13 protein-coding genes are annotated in these 16,243 nt (G+C 71.5%); 9 read left to right on the top strand and 4 right to left on the bottom strand.

Going from position 1 to position 16,243, the window contains the following annotated elements; genetic code table 11:
• The first annotated feature begins 220 nt into the window (after positions 1–220).
• The gene (locus ACWGH4_RS16000) at positions 221–1,639 is read left to right on the top strand and encodes an ATP-binding protein (RefSeq protein WP_453460742.1); all 1,419 of its coding nucleotides are present in this window, start codon (positions 221–223) and stop codon (positions 1,637–1,639) included.
• 66 nt (positions 1,640–1,705) lie between these two features.
• Positions 1,706–3,973 carry a DEAD/DEAH box helicase gene (locus tag ACWGH4_RS15995; RefSeq protein WP_453460739.1) on the top strand — a complete coding sequence of 756 codons (2,268 nt, stop codon included), beginning with the start codon at positions 1,706–1,708 and terminating at the stop codon, positions 3,971–3,973.
• Between the two features lie 56 nt (positions 3,974–4,029).
• On the opposite strand, the gene ACWGH4_RS15990 is transcribed toward ACWGH4_RS15995, so the two are convergent.
• The 3 genes from ACWGH4_RS15990 to ACWGH4_RS15980 all read right to left on the bottom strand — a co-directional run bounded on the left by ACWGH4_RS15990 (position 4,030) and on the right by ACWGH4_RS15980 (position 6,506).
• Positions 4,030–4,509, bottom strand: a complete 480-nt coding sequence (locus tag ACWGH4_RS15990; RefSeq protein ID WP_453460736.1) for a hypothetical protein — start codon at positions 4,507–4,509, stop codon at positions 4,030–4,032.
• Between the two features lie 89 nt (positions 4,510–4,598).
• Positions 4,599–5,321, bottom strand: a complete 723-nt coding sequence (locus tag ACWGH4_RS15985) for an SDR family oxidoreductase (protein WP_453460733.1) — start codon at positions 5,319–5,321, stop codon at positions 4,599–4,601.
• An 87-nt stretch (positions 5,322–5,408) separates the two neighbouring features.
• Positions 5,409–6,506, bottom strand: coding sequence for a pyridoxal-phosphate dependent enzyme (locus ACWGH4_RS15980; protein WP_453460730.1), 1,098 nt, complete (start codon positions 6,504–6,506; stop codon positions 5,409–5,411).
• A gap of 191 nt (positions 6,507–6,697) precedes the next feature.
• Between ACWGH4_RS15980 and ACWGH4_RS15975 the strand changes: the two genes are divergently transcribed.
• Together ACWGH4_RS15975 and ACWGH4_RS15970 are read left to right on the top strand one after the other, a co-directional pair.
• Positions 6,698–8,278, top strand: a complete 1,581-nt coding sequence (locus ACWGH4_RS15975) for a S8 family peptidase (protein ID WP_453460727.1) — start codon at positions 6,698–6,700, stop codon at positions 8,276–8,278.
• Positions 8,279–8,478: 200 nt separating this feature from the next.
• Positions 8,479–9,576: a DUF4190 domain-containing protein gene (locus ACWGH4_RS15970; RefSeq protein ID WP_453460724.1), complete on the top strand. Its 1,098-nt coding sequence runs from the start codon at positions 8,479–8,481 to the stop codon at positions 9,574–9,576.
• Positions 9,577–9,647: 71 nt separating this feature from the next.
• Here the strand turns inward: ACWGH4_RS15970 and ACWGH4_RS15965 are convergent, their stop codons facing one another.
• Entirely contained in the window at positions 9,648–11,015 is a 1,368-nt protein-coding gene (locus ACWGH4_RS15965) for a glycoside hydrolase family 18 protein (RefSeq protein WP_453460721.1), read from the bottom strand.
• Between the two features lie 238 nt (positions 11,016–11,253).
• Here ACWGH4_RS15965 and ACWGH4_RS15960 point away from each other — a divergent pair, with 238 nt between their 5' ends.
• The 5 genes from ACWGH4_RS15960 (at position 11,254) to ACWGH4_RS15940 (ending at position 16,143) form a co-directional block, all read left to right on the top strand.
• Positions 11,254–12,006 carry a GntR family transcriptional regulator gene (locus ACWGH4_RS15960; RefSeq protein WP_441264010.1) on the top strand — a complete coding sequence of 251 codons (753 nt, stop codon included), beginning with the start codon at positions 11,254–11,256 and terminating at the stop codon, positions 12,004–12,006.
• Positions 12,007–12,208: 202 nt separating this feature from the next.
• A complete protein-coding gene (locus tag ACWGH4_RS15955) occupies positions 12,209–12,388 on the top strand; it encodes a hypothetical protein (protein ID WP_005312482.1) in 180 nt (59 codons plus the stop codon).
• 52 nt (positions 12,389–12,440) lie between these two features.
• Positions 12,441–12,869, top strand: a complete 429-nt coding sequence (locus ACWGH4_RS15950; protein ID WP_453460717.1) for a (deoxy)nucleoside triphosphate pyrophosphohydrolase — start codon at positions 12,441–12,443, stop codon at positions 12,867–12,869.
• 127 nt (positions 12,870–12,996) lie between these two features.
• On the top strand, positions 12,997–13,413 hold the full coding sequence (locus tag ACWGH4_RS15945; RefSeq protein ID WP_441264012.1) for an ATP-binding protein: 417 nt from the start codon (positions 12,997–12,999) through the stop codon (positions 13,411–13,413).
• Positions 13,414–13,560: 147 nt separating this feature from the next.
• Positions 13,561–16,143 carry a SpoIIE family protein phosphatase gene (locus tag ACWGH4_RS15940; RefSeq protein ID WP_453460713.1) on the top strand — a complete coding sequence of 861 codons (2,583 nt, stop codon included), beginning with the start codon at positions 13,561–13,563 and terminating at the stop codon, positions 16,141–16,143.
• Positions 16,144–16,243 lie beyond the last annotated feature (100 nt).

Genomic DNA, 16,243 nt, shown 5'->3' with positions numbered 1-16,243 from the left:
GCTCCTCCGGGAGCCGGCCACTCGCCGTTTCCCGTGCGGGGTCCGGCGGGCCGCCGCCTCACACGGGACGCTCGTGCCGTCTTCCGCCGGGCCGGCCGGCCCCGCCTGGCGGCGGCCTTTTGACTCGCCCGGCCCGCAGCAACGTGTTGCCACGGTCCCTTCCTGCTAACCTTCATGTTAGTAACATCCATGTTAGTGCCATACGTGGAGGTCGACAGCCGTGGCGGATTTCGTAGGTCGTCGGCAGGAGCTCGCGACGTTGGAGCGCGAGCTGCAGAAAGTGGCGACCCAGGTCGGAGGGGACCGGCCCGGTCGGTGCGTGATGCTGCGCGGGCGGCGCCGGGTGGGCAAGTCGCGACTCGTCGAGCGGTTCGCGGAGCGCTCCGGAGCCCCGTTCTTGTTCTACGCTGCGACCGGTGCGTCCCCGGCGGATGATCTGGCCCGGCTGGCCCGAGACGCCCAGGCGTCGACGCTGCCGCTGGCGCAGCTGGTGGCCGCCGCGCGGCCGGAGAGTTGGGACGCGGCGTTCGATGTGCTGGCCGCGGCGCTGCCCGCCGACCGGGCGAGTGTGCTGGTCATCGACGAGGTCCCGTATCTGATGGATATCGGCGGGGCATTCGAGGGGATGCTGCAGCGGGCCTGGGACCGTGTGCTGGAGACCAAGCCCGTGCTGCTGGTCCTCATCGGCTCGGATCTGTCGATGATGGAGGCGCTGAACAGCTATGGACGCCCCTTCCACCAGCGCGGCCGGGAGATGGTGCTCGGGCCGCTGAATCCCGCCGAGGTCGGGCGGATGCTGGGACTGGATCCGGCCGAAGCCTTCGACGCCGCGCTGGTCACCGGCGGGCTGCCGCTGATCTGCGCGGAGTGGCCGCACGGCGCAGGGCTGTCGGACTTCCTGGGCGAGGCGCTGAACGATCCGGTCTCTGCCCTGCTGGTATCGGCCGAACGCTCGCTCGCCGCGGAGTTCCCGCCGCAGGCTCAGGCGCGTACGGTGCTCGCGGCGATCGGCAGTGGCGAGCGGACCTTCACCAACATCGCCCGCGCGGCCGGCGGGATCAGGGCCACGCCGCTGCAGCGGGCGTTGGAACTGCTCACGGACAAGCGGATTGTCGCCCCCGAGTTGCCCGTATCGCTGCGTCCGTCGAAGGACCGTCGCTACCGGGTGACAGATCCCTACCTGCGGTTCTGGCTGCACCTGCTCGGTCCGTCCATGGAGGAGATCGAGCGGGGGCGGGGCGATCTGACCCTGGCGCGCATCCGGGAGAACTGGACCAGCTGGCGCGGCCGAGCCGTCGAGCCCCTTGTCCGCGAGGCCCTGGCGCGGATACTGCCCGACGACCGGCTGCCCGCTGCCCCCGCAGTGGGCGGCTACTGGACCCGCACCAATGACGTCGAGATCGACATCGTCGGGGCGGACCGCGCTCCCATCGCCAAGGATCTGCTCTTCGTCGGCTCCATCAAGTGGCTGGAGCAGTCGCCCTTCGACCGGCACGACCTGGCAGCTCTCCATCGACACCGGGCCGCCCTCACCGGCGAGCCCGTTCCGGTCGTGGCGGTCTCGCGCAGCGGAGTCGACTGTCCGGGGCTCGACGCCGCCTACGGCCCGGGTGATTTGCTGGCCGCTTGGCCACTGTGACTGGCGGAGGGCAGGCGACGCGCGGGAGAGTGCGCACGTCGGGGCGGAAGGCACATGAGGGGCGTCATGGCAGCACGCGGTGAAGGTCGGGGGACGCCGGTGGTGCGCGCCGGACGGGACGCCAGGGAACTGCTCGCGGAGGCCGGCCGGCTGCTCGACGCGGCGCGGGCGGTCCGCTCGGACCACCGCCGCGCGCTGGCGGACGTGACCGGGGCACTCGACCCGATCCGCACCGAGCTGGTGGACAAGGAACTCGGCTCCATTCCCGTGAGCCGGCTCAAGGACGTCACCGAAGGACGGCTGCGGCTCGGCGCCCTCGAAGCGGCCGGATACGGCACGGTGCGTCAGGTGCACGCGGCGGGACGGTACGAGCTGCGCCAGATCTCCGGCGTCGGCGCGCAGACCGCCGACCAGGCCATCGCCGCCGCGGGGCAGATCGCGGACGCCGTGGCGGAGACCGTCGCCGTACGGATCGACGTGGACCGGCCGGAACCGCGTACCACCGCACTCGTCGTCGCCCTGCACCGCCTGGTGGAGGCCGGACCGGGACTGCGGCGTGCCCTGGACGCCGCGGAGCGGCTGGAGAAGCAGCTGGCCGAGCCGCTGTCAGCAGCGCGGCCGGCCGGCGGGCGGCTGCGCATGATGCTCACCGGCCGGGAGGGGCGGAAGCGGGCGCTCGCCGCGCTGGCCCGCGTGCGGGAGCTGACCGCGGAGGCGGTGGGCGCCGGCGTGCCGCTGCTGCTCGGGCAGGCGTCGGTAGATCTGCTGAGGGACCCCGCGTCGGAGGCCGAGGCGTGGGTCGACTTCGAGCTGCGTTCGGCGGAGTACTACAGCCTGCTCGCAGAGGTCTCCGGCCGGGGAACCGACCCGGAGACCGCGGAGGGCTTCCTGCCCGCCGAACTCGCGGAGCGGGTACGCGGGCAGCGACTCGACGACACCCACCGCCGCGTGTCGCTCCGCGGCTACCAGGCTTTCGGCGCCCGCTTCGCGCTCGCCCAGCGCCGCGTGATCCTCGGCGACGAGATGGGACTCGGCAAGACCGTCCAGGCCATCGCCGCACTCGCCCACCTCGCCGCCCAGGGGCAGACGCACTTCGTGGTGGTGTGCCCGGCGAGCGTCCTCATCAACTGGGCACGCGAGATCAGGTCGCGCAGCACACTGCGCCCCGTGACGGTGCACGGGCCGGACCGCGCCGACGCGTACGCCGACTGGCAGGAGCGGGGCGGTATCGCCGTCACGACCTTCGACGCCCTGCACGGCATGGCCGTACCCGACGGCTCCGCGCCGGGCATGCTCGTCGTCGACGAGGCCCACTACGTGAAGAACCCGGATGCCCGCAGGTCGAAGGCCGTCGCCCGCTGGGCGGAGCGGTGCGAGCGGGTCCTGTTCCTCACCGGCACGCCGATGGAGAACCGGGTCGAGGAGTTCCGCAACCTCGTCCGCCACCTCCAGCCGGCGCTTCTGCCCGAGATCCAGGGCAGCGACGCGGTCGCCGGCTCCCAGGCCTTCCGCCGCGCGGTGGCCCCGGCCTATCTGCGCCGCAACCAGCAGGACGTGCTCACCGAACTGCCCTCGCTGCTCCAGGTGGAGGAGTGGGAGGAGTTCAGCGCGGACGACGCGGAGGCGTACCGGGAGGCCGTGGCGAGCGGCAACTTCATGGCGATGCGCAGGGCCGCGTACGCGCGTCCCGAGAAGTCGGCGAAGCTGGAGCGGCTGCGCGAGCTGGTGGACGACGCCGCGGTCAACGGGCTCAAAGTGGTGGTCTTCTCGTACTTCCGCGATGTGCTCACCACGGTGGAGGCGGCTCTGGACGGCGGCGTGTTCGGCCCCGTCTCGGGAAGCGTGCCCGCCGCCCGCCGTCAGCAACTCGTGGACGAGTTCACGGCCGCACCCGGCCACGCGGTGCTCCTCGCACAGATCGAGGCCGGTGGTGTGGGGCTCAACCTCCAGGCGGCATCGGTCGTCATCATCTGCGAACCGCAGGTCAAACCGACGATGGAACATCAGGCGGTCGCCCGTGCCCACCGGATGGGCCAGGTCCGCGCCGTACAGGTCCACCGGCTGCTCGCCGCGGACAGCGTCGACCAGCGGATGCTGGACATCCTGGAGAGCAAGTCCCGCCTGTTCGACGCCTACGCCCGTCGCAGCGACGTCGCGGAGGCCACGCCGGACGCGGTCGACATCTCGGTCGGATCGCTGGCGCGCCGGATCGTGGAGGACGAGCAGCGACGCCTAGCGGGCCTGCCGCCGGCTGAGGCCGAGCCGCCGGCCGACGTCGAGCCGGCTGGTGACGCCGAGCCGGCGGGCGTGCCGCTCGGGAAGCCTTCGGACTGACCGGCGCCCGGCCCACGGCCCGGCCACGCCACTCCTCCGTGGCGCGGCCGCCGCCCCTACGGCACGTTCAGCACGTCGAAACAGACCGTGCCCGTGGCCGGCGACAGCAGGAAACGGCCGGAGTACGCGCCGCCGGTCATCTCGTCGTCGAAGGCATCGCTGTGCTGCCACTCGGCGTCCTTCGGCGCGAACGCGGTGAGCCGATCCGGCAGTTCACCCAGCGGCTCCGGCCCGAACCCGCGCTCCGCGACCGACGTCAGCTCGGCCGCCCTGCCGCCCGCGAGCCGGGCGAAGCCGACGAGCCGGATGTCGGACGGACCGGGCACCGACCTGCCGTCGTTGTTCTTCACCCGGTCGTAGCCGAGCCAGTGCGCGTCGCTCAACGGCCCGAGGAGCGCGAACCTCTTCTCCAGCGGCTCCGTCTCCGTACGAAGGGGCCCCTCGTCCACACCGTCCTGCGGGTCCGGTCCGGAGCAGGCGGAGGCGACCGCCCCCATCCCCAGAACCAGCACGGCCCGCCGTGTAATGCCGCGCATTCCCGCCCCCTTCGCCGACCGGCCGATCGTAGCGCCGGACGGCCGGGCCGGGAGCTCGATGACCAGCGGCCGGCCCGGAGGCCCGTAGGTCAGACCGGTTGCCCGACGGGGCGAATGATCACGGTGTTGATGTCGACGCCCTCCGGCTGCCCGATCGCCCACACGATGGAGTCCGCGATCTGGCCGGCCGTCAGCAGGTGCCCTTCAGGCAGGGCGCCGAGACCGTCCCAGAACGGGGTCTCGACACGACCGGGCGCGACGAGGGTGACGCCCACACCGTCGGCCGTCACCATCCGGCGGGTGTTCTCCGCGAGGCCGGTGACGGCCCACTTCGTCGCGCCGTAGATGTTGCCCGGGGTGTTCTGGAAGCCCGCCACGCTGCCGATCAGGACGATCCGGCCGCGTGTCTCCTTCAGCGCGGGCAGCGAGGCCCGGATCAGCAGCGCCGGTCCGAGGACGTTGGTGAGCACCATTTCCCGCCACCTCTCCGGATCGCCGTCCGCGAGCGTGTCGTGCGTGGCGAAGCCCGCGTTCGCCACGACGGCGTCGAGCCGGCCGAACTTCTCGACGGTCGCGTCCACGGCGGCCTGGACCGACTCGTGGTCGGACGCGTCGCCCGGCAGCAGGAGCAGTCCCCCGGGCGAGTCCAGTTCGTCGGCGAACTGCCGCAGCCGCTCCGGGTTCCGGCCGGTGACCGCCACGCGGTGGCCGCGGTCGAGGAGCAGGCGGGCCGCCGCGGCGCCGATCCCGCTGCCGCCGCCGGTGATGAGCGTGACGTGAGCGGCGCCGCCGTGCGTGGTGTGCTCGTTCATGGGGTCCCCCGGTCCGGTCGTGTATCGCTCCAGCGCCCGGATTGCATCACTTGGAGCGCGCTCGATGTCAACCGGTCGCGGACCGCTTCAGGCCGGGGCCGTCCCCGTCTTCAGCCCCGCTCCGCACAGCGGCACGACCGCCGTGCGGTCGGTCCAGCCGCCGGCCGCCGCCCAGCAGGCCACACCCGTCGACTCGACGAACAGACCCCGCCCCGCGAGGTCGCGTTGGGCCTGCCGGATCTCGTCCTCCGTGACGGTCAGGAACGTCCCGCCCCACTCCCGTACCGCCCGCAGGATCTGCCGTGCCCGCGGCGGGTTCGGGATGGCGATGCCCTCGGCGAGCGTCGGGCGGGCGGGGGAGCGCTCCAGCAGGTCGTCGGCGCCCGCGTGGAACGCCGCGGCCAGCGGCGAGACGGCCTCCGCCTGAACGGCGATCAGCGCCGGGCGGGAGTCGATCAGGCCGTGCGAGTGGAGCTCGGTCAGCGCCTGGGCCGCGCCCAGCAGCAGCGTGCCGTTGCCGACGGGGACGACGATCGCCTCCGGCAGCCGGCCGCCGAGGTCCTCCCACAGCTCGTACACGTACGTCTTGGTGCCGTGCAGGAAGTAGGGGTTGTACACATGGCTCGCGTAGAAGACCCCTTCGCCGCCCGCCGCCGCGCGGGCCGCCTGGGCCGTGGCCTCCCGGTCGCCGGGGACGAGTTCCAGCCGTGCGCCGTGTGCCCGGATCTGCTCGACCTTCTTGGCGGAGGTGGCCTCGGGAACGAAGACCGTGCAGTCCAGTCCGGCCCGCGCGCAGTACGCGGCGACGGCCGTCCCCGCGTTGCCGCTGCTGTCGGCGATCACACGGCGCGGCTCTCCGGGCAGGCGCCGGGCGAGCTCGGCCAGCATCACCGCGCCGCGGTCCTTGAAGGACAGGGTCGGCGTGAGGAAGTCGAGCTTCACCGAGACGGTGGCGGTGAGTGGGACGAGGGGGGTGCGGCCCTCCCCGAGGGAGGCGACGGGGGCGGTCAGCGGCAGCGCCTCCGCGTAACGCCACAGTGAGTTCACCCGGCCGGAGAGCTCGGTGAGGGGGACCGGCGCGGCAAGGAAGTCCAGGTCCCAGGGCCCGCGGCAGTCCGGGCAGCACCAGGTGGCAGAATCGACCGGCGAACTGATTCCGCAGTCGGGGCAGCGGTACATCGTCATGGTTCGCCAGCATGTCAGTTGTGTGGCGCGCTTGTTACCTGGCGGTCGGGCCTCTTGTGGGATTCCTATGGATCGGTCAATCTTTCGCTCGGCAGGCGTACGCACATGACGCGGATTTGGGGCCACGTCATTGGCATGCTCCTGTCGCAATCCCCCACAGCAACGCACCACCAATGAGGAGGACCCCTCACATGTCTGTGATGCGTGACTCGCGGCGAAGACTCGCCGCGGCCAGCGCCATATCCGTCGCCGCGCTCGCACTCGGCACGGTCTCCGCCCTTCCGGCCTCCGCCGCCCTGCCGGCGCCCACGGGCGTCATCGAGAACGCGGGTGCGCCGGGTGCCATCGAGGGCAGCTACATCGTCACCCTCGAGGAGTCCGCGGGTGACGCCGGTTCCAGGGCGGGCAAGCGCCTTGCGGCGAAGTACGGCGCGAAGATCGAGAAGACGTACAACGCCGCACTGAACGGTTACGCCGTCAAGGTCTCCGAGGCGCAGGCGAAGAAGTTCGCCGCGGACCCGGCCGTCGAGTCCGTCGTGCAGAACCGTGTCTTCACGATCTCCGGCACCCAGCCGAGCCCGCCCTCGTGGGGCCTCGACCGGATCGACCAGAAGGCGCTGCCGCTGAACCAGAGCTACACCTACCCCGACACCGCCGGTGAGGGGGTCACCGCGTACATCATCGACACCGGTGTGCGCATCACCCACAGCGACTTCGGTGGCCGTGCCTTCAACGGCTACGACGCCATCGACAACGACAACACGGCGCAGGACGGCAACGGCCACGGCACCCACGTCGCCGGTACCGTCGCGGGATCCTCCTACGGTGTGGCCAAGAAGGCCAAGATCGTAGGCGTCCGCGTGCTCAACAACGCCGGCTCCGGCACCACCGCTCAGGTCGTCGCCGGTATCGACTGGGTGACGCGGAACGCCGTCAAGCCGGCTGTCGCCAACATGAGCCTCGGCGGGGGCATCGACACGGCCCTCGACACCGCCGTGCGCAACTCCATCGCCTCCGGCGTCACTTACGCGGTGGCGGCGGGCAACGACGGTTCCAACGCCTCCAACTACTCGCCCGCGCGCGTCGCGGAGGCCATCACCGTCGGCTCCACCACCAGCTCCGACGCCCGCTCCAGCTTCTCCAACTACGGCAGCGTGCTGGACATCTTCGCCCCCGGCTCGTCGATCAAGTCGGCGTGGAACACCGGTGACACGGCGACGAACACCATCTCCGGCACCTCGATGGCCACCCCGCACGTCGCCGGCGCCGCGGCGCTGTACCTGGCGCAGAACAGGACCGCGACCCCGGCCCAGGTGTCCACGGCCCTGACCACCGCCGCCACCAGCGGTGTCGTGACCAGCCCGGGCACCGGCTCGCCGAACCGTCTTCTCTTCGTCGGCGACGGCGGCAGCACCGAGCCGCCCACCGGAGACCGGTTCGAGAACCTCACGGACTACACGATCAGCGACCGCTCCACCGTCGAGTCGCCGATCACCGTCAGCGGTGTCACCGGCAACGCGCCGACCAGCCTTCGCGTGCCGGTCGACATCAAGCACACCTACATCGGTGACCTGCGGATCGACCTGGTCGCTCCCGACGGTTCCGTGTACAACCTCAAGGCGTACGGGTCCGGCGGCAGCCTGGACAACGTGATCACCACCTACACGGTGAACGCGTCGTCCGAGGTGGCCAACGGCACGTGGAAGCTGCGGGTCAGCGACAACGCGTCGTACGACACCGGGAAGATCGACTCCTGGGCGCTCCAGTTCTGAGTGAATCGAGCCCGAACAGCTCATGCGCCGTGAGGCCATGAGCCGGTGACAGGCTGAGCAGTCGAGGGGCGGTCGCGTGAGCGGCCGCCCCTTCGCCGTGTCACGGCCACTCACGACGGTGTCGGTGCCGCGTCGTATCATTCGCGCGCCTGTTCACATCGGTGTGCGCGAACACCGGACCGACGAGGAGCACCCGCACCGTGGACCCATCCGCACAGGGCGGGCCGCCCTACCCGCAACACCCGACGTACCAGGGGCCGTTGCCGTACCCGCCGCCCCCGCGGCCCGAGCCCGTGAACGGCCTCGCCATCACCTCGCTGGTCGTCGGCGTCGTCTGCTGCCTGCCGCCGCTCGGACTGGTCCTCGGCGCCGTCGCGCTGGGGCAGATCAGCCGCAAGGGCGGCCGCGGCAAGGGGATGGCGATCGCCGGCATCGTCCTGTCGTCGATCAGCACGCTGCTCGTCCTGCTCATGGTGGTGACGGGCGCGGCAGGCGATGCCTGGAACGGGTTCCGCGACGGCGTCGAGGGCGCCTCCCGCTCCAAGAGCACGCAGAACCTGCGCAAGGGCGAGTGCTTCAACGTGCCGGGAGGCGACCTGGAGCGGGAGGTCGTGAACGTCGACGTCGTCCCCTGCGGCGAGCGGCATGACGCCGAGGTGACCGGCACCTACCGGTTCCAGCGGTCCGACCCGGCACCCGGCAGCCCGGCGGGGGAGGCGTTCGCGGAGGATCGCTGCCTCGATCTCAATGACGCGTACGTCCCGGACTCCTGGGCGTTCCCGGACGACGTGGAGATGTACTACTACATCCCCACCAGGGAGAGCTGGGCGCGCGGCGACCGCGAGGTCACCTGCGCGCTCACGGGCGACGGGCTGACCCGGTCGCTCCGCGTGGGCCCCGAGACCCACGACCCCGACCAGCTCTCCTACATCAACGCCGAGCGCGCCGTGGAGAGCGCGGCCTACGAGGAGCCGGACGCGGAGTTCTCCGACGACCCGACTCCGTACCGGAGTTGGGCCCAGGAGATGTCCACCGTCCTGGCCGAGCAGGCGACGGCGCTGCGCGGCCGCTCCTGGCCCGAGGGGGCGTCACCTTCGCTGACGGCGAGAGCCAGGCAGTTCGAGGCGTCCGGCAAGGAATGGGCCGCGGCCGCGAAGGCGGCGGACGAGGACGCCTTCTGGGCGCATGTGACGGCCGCGGAGGGGGCGCTGACCACCGAGGCGCGGATCGCTGCCCGGGACGCCCTGGGCCTGAGCACCACACCGCCGCCGGAGGAGGAGTACGCGACCGGCGCGTGAGCGCCCCGCGGCGCCTGTCCCGGGCCGGGTGCGGCCCCGTACGGACCCGGATCCGTACGGGGCCGCCCGGATCAGCGGCGGCTCAGCCCGCCGTCGACCGCGGCCGTCAGTTCGCCGTCGGCGGTGTCACCGTCGAGCGACCAGAACATCGCGCCGCCGAGGCCGCGGTCGCGGATGTACGAGGTCTTGGCGCGCAGCACGGCGGGATCGTCGTACGTCCACAGGGTCGTGCCGTCGAAGAGCCACGCGTGCCCGTTGCGCCGGTCGCGGTGGACCTTGTAGGCACCGGAGTCCGCGAGCTTCTTGAGGGCCTTGTAGTCCTCGTAGCCGGCCGCCCAGGTCGCCGGGGCCGGTGCGGCCGCCGGACGGCCCATGCCGTCGCCTCCGCCGGTGACTCCGGTCCACCCCTGCCCGTAGAAGGGCATGCCGACCACCAGCTTGCGTGCCGGCGCGCCGCGCCGCAGCCAGTCGCGGACCGTCTGGTCGACGCTGAAGTCCCCGCGGGCGTACAGCGCCGACTGCTGGGCGGTGGTCTTCTCGCCCGAGACGTGGAAGTCGTAGCCCTGGAGATTGACGAAGTCGAAGTCCCGCATGATCTTGCGGACCTCGAAGCCGGCGTCGATCTTGGCCGGCGCGGTCGGGACGAAGGCCGACAGCTCGTAGTGCTTGCGCCTGCCGCCCTCGGCCTGGTGCCGGGACTTGGCGTACGCGTCCAGCTGGGTGCGGAACTCGTGCACCAGCGCCGTGAAGTTCTGCTTGTCCTCCGGCCGGTACACGGTGTCGGCGTCGCCCTCGGAGCCCGGCCACTCCCAGTCGAGGTCGATGCCGTCGAACAGGCCGGCTGCCGCGCCTTCGCCGCCGCGCGCTCCGTCGGCCGGCAGATTGCCCTTGATGTAGAGGTCGATGCAGGAGGAGACGAGTGCCTTGCGCGACTCGGGCGTCCGGGCAGCGTCGGAGAAGTGGGTGGACCAGCTCCAGCCGCCCAGCGAGATCATCACTTTGAGGCCGGGGTGTTCGGCCTTGAGCTCGCGCAGCTGGTTGAAGTTGCCGGCGAGCGGCTGCTCCGCGGTGTCGGCGACGCCGTCGACCGAGTCCTGGGCCTCCAGCGGCCTGACGTAGTCCGCCCAGGCGTCGGCCTCGCCGGGGACGTTCCCGGTGAAGCATCTGCCTTCGGCGTTCACGTTGCCGAAGGCGTAGTTGATGTGGGTGAGTCTGGCGGCCTGGCCGCTGGTGTCCATGTCCTTGACCTGGAAGTCCCGGCCGTAGACGCCCCATTGGGTGAAGTAGCCGACACGTTTGTACGACTGCTTGTGGTGGCTGTGGCCGCTGCCCCTGTCTTCGCTCCCGGGCGGGCCGGCGACGGCGGCGGGGGCGAGGGTGGCGACGAGCGAGATCGAGCAGACGGCAACGGCCGTCCGGACAAAGGTTCTTCGACGCATCGGGCTCATTCCTGTGCGCGTGCCGGAAACGGGTTCCGAGAACGGTGTCGTGTGCGCAGGAACGTATTGGTATGGACCATTGCGGTCAAGGGGTGCCGCCGCCGAACGGCTCATACTCGCGGTAAACCTCTGCTCAGCCGCAAATCATCACTTCGGGTGAAACGTTGGCCCATGCTTGCGGTCGGCAACCGAGGGTTGCGACTCTGTTGCGGTCTGTCAACCTGTTGGGGAGTGGCCAGTGACATTCGGTGAGCAGCCCGCCTACCTGCGCGTTGCGAGCGATCTTCGCGAGAAGATCGTGAACGGCTCGCTGCCGCCGCACACCCGCCTCCCCTCGCAGGCCCGCATCCGCGAGGAGTACGGCGTCTCGGACACGGTCGCCCTCGAGGCGCGCAAGGTCTTGATGGCGGAGGGGCTCGTGGAGGGCCGCTCGGGCTCGGGGACCTATGTGCGGGAGCGGCCCGTGCCGCGCCGGGTCGCCCGCTCCGGATTCCGGCCGCCGTCGGGAGCCAGCCCGTTCCGTCAGGAGCAGGCGGAGGAGGGCGCCCGGGGGACCTGGGAGTCCAGCAGCGAGCAGGAGGCGGCGACTCCGGAGGTGGCCGCGCGGCTGGGCATCGAGCTCGGCGCCCGCGTCATGCGCACGCGCTATGTCTTCCGGGACGCGGGGGAGGCGATGATGCTCTCCACCTCCTGGGAGCCGCTCGAGGTCACCGGCCGCACGCCGGTCATGCTGCCCGAGGAGGGCCCGCTCGGCGGCTGCGGAGTGGTCGAGCGGATGGCCGCCATCGACATCGTGGTGGACAACGTGGTGGAAGAGGTCGGCGCCCGGCCCGGCCTCGCGGAGGAGTTGCTGGCCCTCGGCGGCGTCCCCGGCCATGTGGTGATGGTCGTCGAACGCACGTATTACGCCTCGGGTCGTGCGGTGGAGACCGCCGACGTCGTCGTGCCCGCGGACCGCTACCGCATCGCGTATCACCTGCCTGTGAGGTGACCTTTCTGCGGCGCCTGCCCGGGCGCCGCATCGGCCTCCGGTGGGAGGCGGAGGGCGTATCCAGTCGGATGCGCCCCTCTTCCTGTCTCTTTGTGAAAAGCCGTATCCGCTCAGTGAACGTCAGGCGTAGGGTTGGGCATATGCGTACTGCGGTTTCCTGGCGATCGTTACGGACAAGCGGGCCGACCGAGGGAGGGGCGCGATGACCGACAGCGGCGCTGTCCTGCCCTGGCTCGTCATACGGCAGGACGGCAACGGCAACTGCTACCGCGTCGGCCGGTACGCGACCGAGGCGGAAGCGCAGAAGATCGCGGACGCGCTCGACGGACGCGGCCACCAGCGGCTCTACTGGGTCGAACGAGTCGGCCGGACAGCCCGCTGACGGCGCCGCCGGAGCGCACACCTTGATGCTCGGGCCCAGTACGCTCCGCCGCATGACTGATCGCGTGGTGGTCGTGGCCGGAGCCGTGTACGACGAGGGGCGGCTCCTCGCCGCGCGGCGCAGCGCTCCCGCCGAACTGGCCGGCCGCTGGGAGCTGCCCGGCGGCAAGCTGGAGCCGGGGGAGAGTCCCGAGCAGGCACTCGTGCGAGAACTGCGCGAGGAGCTGGGCATCGAGACGGAGCCGGTGGACCGGGTCCCCGGCGAGTGGCCGCTGCGAGCGGGTTATGTGCTCCAGGTGTGGACGGTCCGGCTGCTGTCCGGTGACCCCAAGCCGCTCCAGGACCACGACGCCCTGCGCTGGCTCGCGCCCGACGAGCTCGACGCCGTCGACTGGCTCGACCAGGACGTGCCCGCGGTCGCCGCCTGCGCCCGCCACCGGCGGGCGCGGGCCGAAGGGACCGGGGAAGGCGCGCACCGCTGAAGGACCCGCCGCCCCGGTGCAACGGGTGCGGCCATTGCGGTCTCTGGGCGGTAATGAGGGCGACAAATAGGGTATGGGCTGATTAACCCCCTGAAACAGGACGTGGTTCCGCTGGTGATCCGGGGAAGTGATCGGCGTGATCGGCACCCGAGGCGAATGCGCCGAGTGGACTTTTCCGGCCGAACCGAACGTGGTGCGCGCGGCCCGGCACGCGGTCCGCGACACCCTCCGGCTGTGGGGAATCGACGCCGCCGTCGGCGATCTGACGGTGCTCCTGGTCAGTGAGCTGGTGACCAATTCCCAGCGCTACACCCCTGGCCCGATCAACCTTCGCATGAGCCGCCGGGACCCGTCCGGCGCCGCCCCGGTCCTGCTGGTGGAGGTCTCCGATCCCCTTCCGGATCCGCCCGTGAAAAGGCCGGCGCGCAGTGAGGACGAGAGCGGACGAGGGCTGCAACTCGTGGCCTGTTCCGCCGTTCGCTGGGGCACCCGCCGGGGCAGGACCGGTAAGACCGTGTGGTTCGAGCTGGCTCTCACTGGTTAGAAGTCTTCAGGGACGACGATCACGCCGGAGTCGGCTCAAAACGAACGAGACCGCTCTGTGATCGTGAACGCCGTGTCGGTGGGAGCCGTAGTGCTGAATACTGCGGTCATGGCCGGTCCGGTGCGGTGAGCTGGAGGGGACGGTCGCGTGAGCGAAATACCTGAGACGGCGAGCGATGTCGTATGGCAGAGCAGCCCGCCTGGCTCGATCTATGACTACATCAAGGTGGCCTCCTTCTCGATCGGCCACGACGGTCTTGTCGAGCAGTGGAGCGACCGGGCCGTGGACCTGTTCGGCATCACTGCCGACGAGGCCAGGGGCAAGGACCCGGTCGAGGTCTTCATGCCCGCGGAGCTCCGGCCCCGAGGACGCCGCAGACTGGCCGAGATCCTCGACGGCAAGGAGTGGACCGGACTCGTCCCCTTCCGGATGCCGGGCGGCAGCCGGGCGCACGGTCTCGCCGAGGTCTATGTGATGCCCAGTGAGACGGCCCAGGGCGAACAGGGCGCGCTCTGCATCGTCCTCGACGTCCGCGCGCTGCGCCGGATAGAAACGGACCTCGCCGCGTCGCAGGCCATTTTCGGCCAATCTCCGTTCGGGTTCCTGCTCTTCGGTACCGACCTCACCGTGCAGCGCGCCAACCAGCGTTTCGCCACCGTCTTCGGCGGCGCCGCGGAGGACCACCGCGGCCGCACCGTCCACGACTACCTCTCCCGCCCCGAGGCGGAGCGGATGAACGCCTCCCTGCGCAGGGTCCTGGAGACCGGCGAACCGGTCACCGACCTCCAGATCGTCGGCACGGCTCCCGGCAGCACCGACCGCAGGCACTGGTCGATCAACCTCTACCGGGTGCACGGCGGATCGGGCCGGCCCGTCGGGGTCGCCGGGGTCGGCACGGATGTAACACGACGTCACATCGCCGCCCGCGAAGCCGCGAACGCCCGCCGGAACCTCGCCCTCCTCAACGAGGCGAGCGCCCGGATCGGCAACTCCCTCGACCTGGAGACCACCGCCCGCGAACTCCTCGACGTCGCCGTCCCCGGCTTCTGCGACCTCGCCTCCGTCGACCTGTACCAAGGACTGCTCACCGGCGACGAGGCCCCGCCCGGCCAGTGGGGCTCCGCCCGGTCCGAAGGCTTCGGAGGAGGCAGCGCCGAACTGCGCAGGGTCGCCTTCGCCAGCGCCGTGTCCGACGCTCCGTTGATGACCACGCCGGGCTGCGCGCCCGAAGGCAGCGCCCCCACGGCGGTCGGCGAGGTCCACCGCTACCCGTTCAACTCGCCGTGCGCCGGGGCCCTGCGCACGGCCGCCGTCCGGTCGATCCCCGGCGAGGAAGGCAGCCTCGTCCAGTCGACGCTGGCCGTACCGATGGTGGCGCACGACACCGTCGTCGGACTGGTGCAGTTCTCCCGCACCAAGGGCAGCGAGCCCTTCGGGGAGCGGGACCGGGCCCTCGCCGTCGAACTCGCGGCCCGAGCCGCCGTCTGCATCGACAACGCCCGCCTGTACCGCAGGGAGCACGAACGCGCCCTCATCCTCCAGCGCAGCCTGCTGCCCCCCGGCGACCCGGAGGCGGCCGGTCTCGACATCGCCTGCCGTTATCTGCCCGGCACCACCGCCACCGAAGTCGGCGGCGACTGGTTCGACGTCATAGAACTCCCCGGCCACCGCACCGCCCTGGTCGTCGGGGACGTGATGGGCCGCGGACTGCGGGCCGCCGTCGCCATGGGTGAACTGCGCACCGCCGTAAGGACCTTGGCACTGCTCGATCTGGAGCCCGCCGAGGTGCTCTCCGCGCTCGACGAAATCGCCCGCGGGCTCGGCAGCCCCGCCAAGGGCGGCCGCACCTCGGGCGGAGCCCAGGTCCCCTCCCGCGTGGCCCACACCTCCCGCGACGCGGACCTTTCCGAGGTGTACCTCGCGACCTGTGTGTACGCCGTGTACGACCCGGTCACGCGACGCTGCACCTTCGCCAACGCGGGCCATCTGCCGCCCGTTCTGGTCGAACCGGGCGAGGAGGCCCTGCTGCTCGACGTGCCGCCGGGCATGCCGCTCGGCGTGGGGGGCGAACCCTTCGAGGAGGTCGAGATCGAAGTACCGGAGGGATCCCTCCTCGCCCTCTACACCGACGGTCTGGTCGAGTCCCGCGACCACCCGCTCGAAGAAGGCCTGCGCGCCTTCCGAGCCGCCCTCGCCGATCCCGTACGCCCCCTCGAGGACGTCTGCGACCACGTGCTCGGCGCCCTCGACACCCGGCACGGCGAGGACGACATCGCGCTGCTGATGGCCCGCATACAGGGTCTGCCGACGGAAGCCGTGGGCGACTGGCGGCTGCCCCGCGAACCCCGCTCCGTGGGCCGGGCCCGGGAGCTGGCCCGCGCCCAGCTGACCGCGTGGGACCTCGAGGCCCTCGTCGACACGGTCGAACTCCTCGTCAGCGAACTGGTCACCAACGCCCTGCGCTACGGCGAGGGCGAGATCCGGCTGCGGCTGCTCAGGGACCGGACCCTGGTCTGCGAGGTCTGGGACGCCGGCCTCGTCCAGCCCCGCCGCCGCCGTGCCCGCGACACCGACGAGGGCGGCCGCGGCCTCCAACTCGTCGGACTCCTGAGCGCGGCGTGGGGCTCCCGGCGGACGCCGCGCGGCAAGACGGTGTGGTTCGAACTGGCCCTCCCGGACGGCGAGGGGTCGGCGGAGCCGACGGTGGAGCAGTTGCTGAGCATGTTCTGAGGAGTCGTGCGCGCGGTGCCCTCAAGCTCCCCCTACGGCCTGGCCGCCGTGGGAGGTGCCCCCAGGCGGGCTGGATTTCGCTCCGCGAAATCAGCCCCGC

It is taken from the genome of Streptomyces sp. NPDC054847 (genome assembly GCF_053610925.1).
The sequence above is the reverse complement of the archived record's forward strand: the minus strand, read 5'-3'. Positions and strand labels throughout refer to the sequence as shown.

Bases quoted from the DNA above. Each gene is read 5' to 3' on its own strand.
- ACWGH4_RS15965 (WP_453460721.1), bottom strand. From the start codon at position 11,015: ATGCGTCGAAGAACCTTTGTCCGGACGGCCGTTGCCGTCTGCTCGATC.
- ACWGH4_RS15980 (WP_453460730.1), bottom strand. From the start codon at position 6,506: ATGACGATGTACCGCTGCCCCGACTGCGGAATCAGTTCGCCGGTCGAT.
- ACWGH4_RS15955 (WP_005312482.1), top strand. From the start codon at position 12,209: ATGACCGACAGCGGCGCTGTCCTGCCCTGGCTCGTCATACGGCAGGAC.
- ACWGH4_RS15950 (WP_453460717.1), top strand. From the start codon at position 12,441: ATGACTGATCGCGTGGTGGTCGTGGCCGGAGCCGTGTACGACGAGGGG.
- ACWGH4_RS15990 (WP_453460736.1), bottom strand. From the start codon at position 4,509: ATGCGCGGCATTACACGGCGGGCCGTGCTGGTTCTGGGGATGGGGGCG.
- ACWGH4_RS15985 (WP_453460733.1), bottom strand. From the start codon at position 5,321: ATGAACGAGCACACCACGCACGGCGGCGCCGCTCACGTCACGCTCATC.
- ACWGH4_RS15995 (WP_453460739.1), top strand. From the start codon at position 1,706: ATGGCAGCACGCGGTGAAGGTCGGGGGACGCCGGTGGTGCGCGCCGGA.
- ACWGH4_RS15975 (WP_453460727.1), top strand. From the start codon at position 6,698: ATGTCTGTGATGCGTGACTCGCGGCGAAGACTCGCCGCGGCCAGCGCC.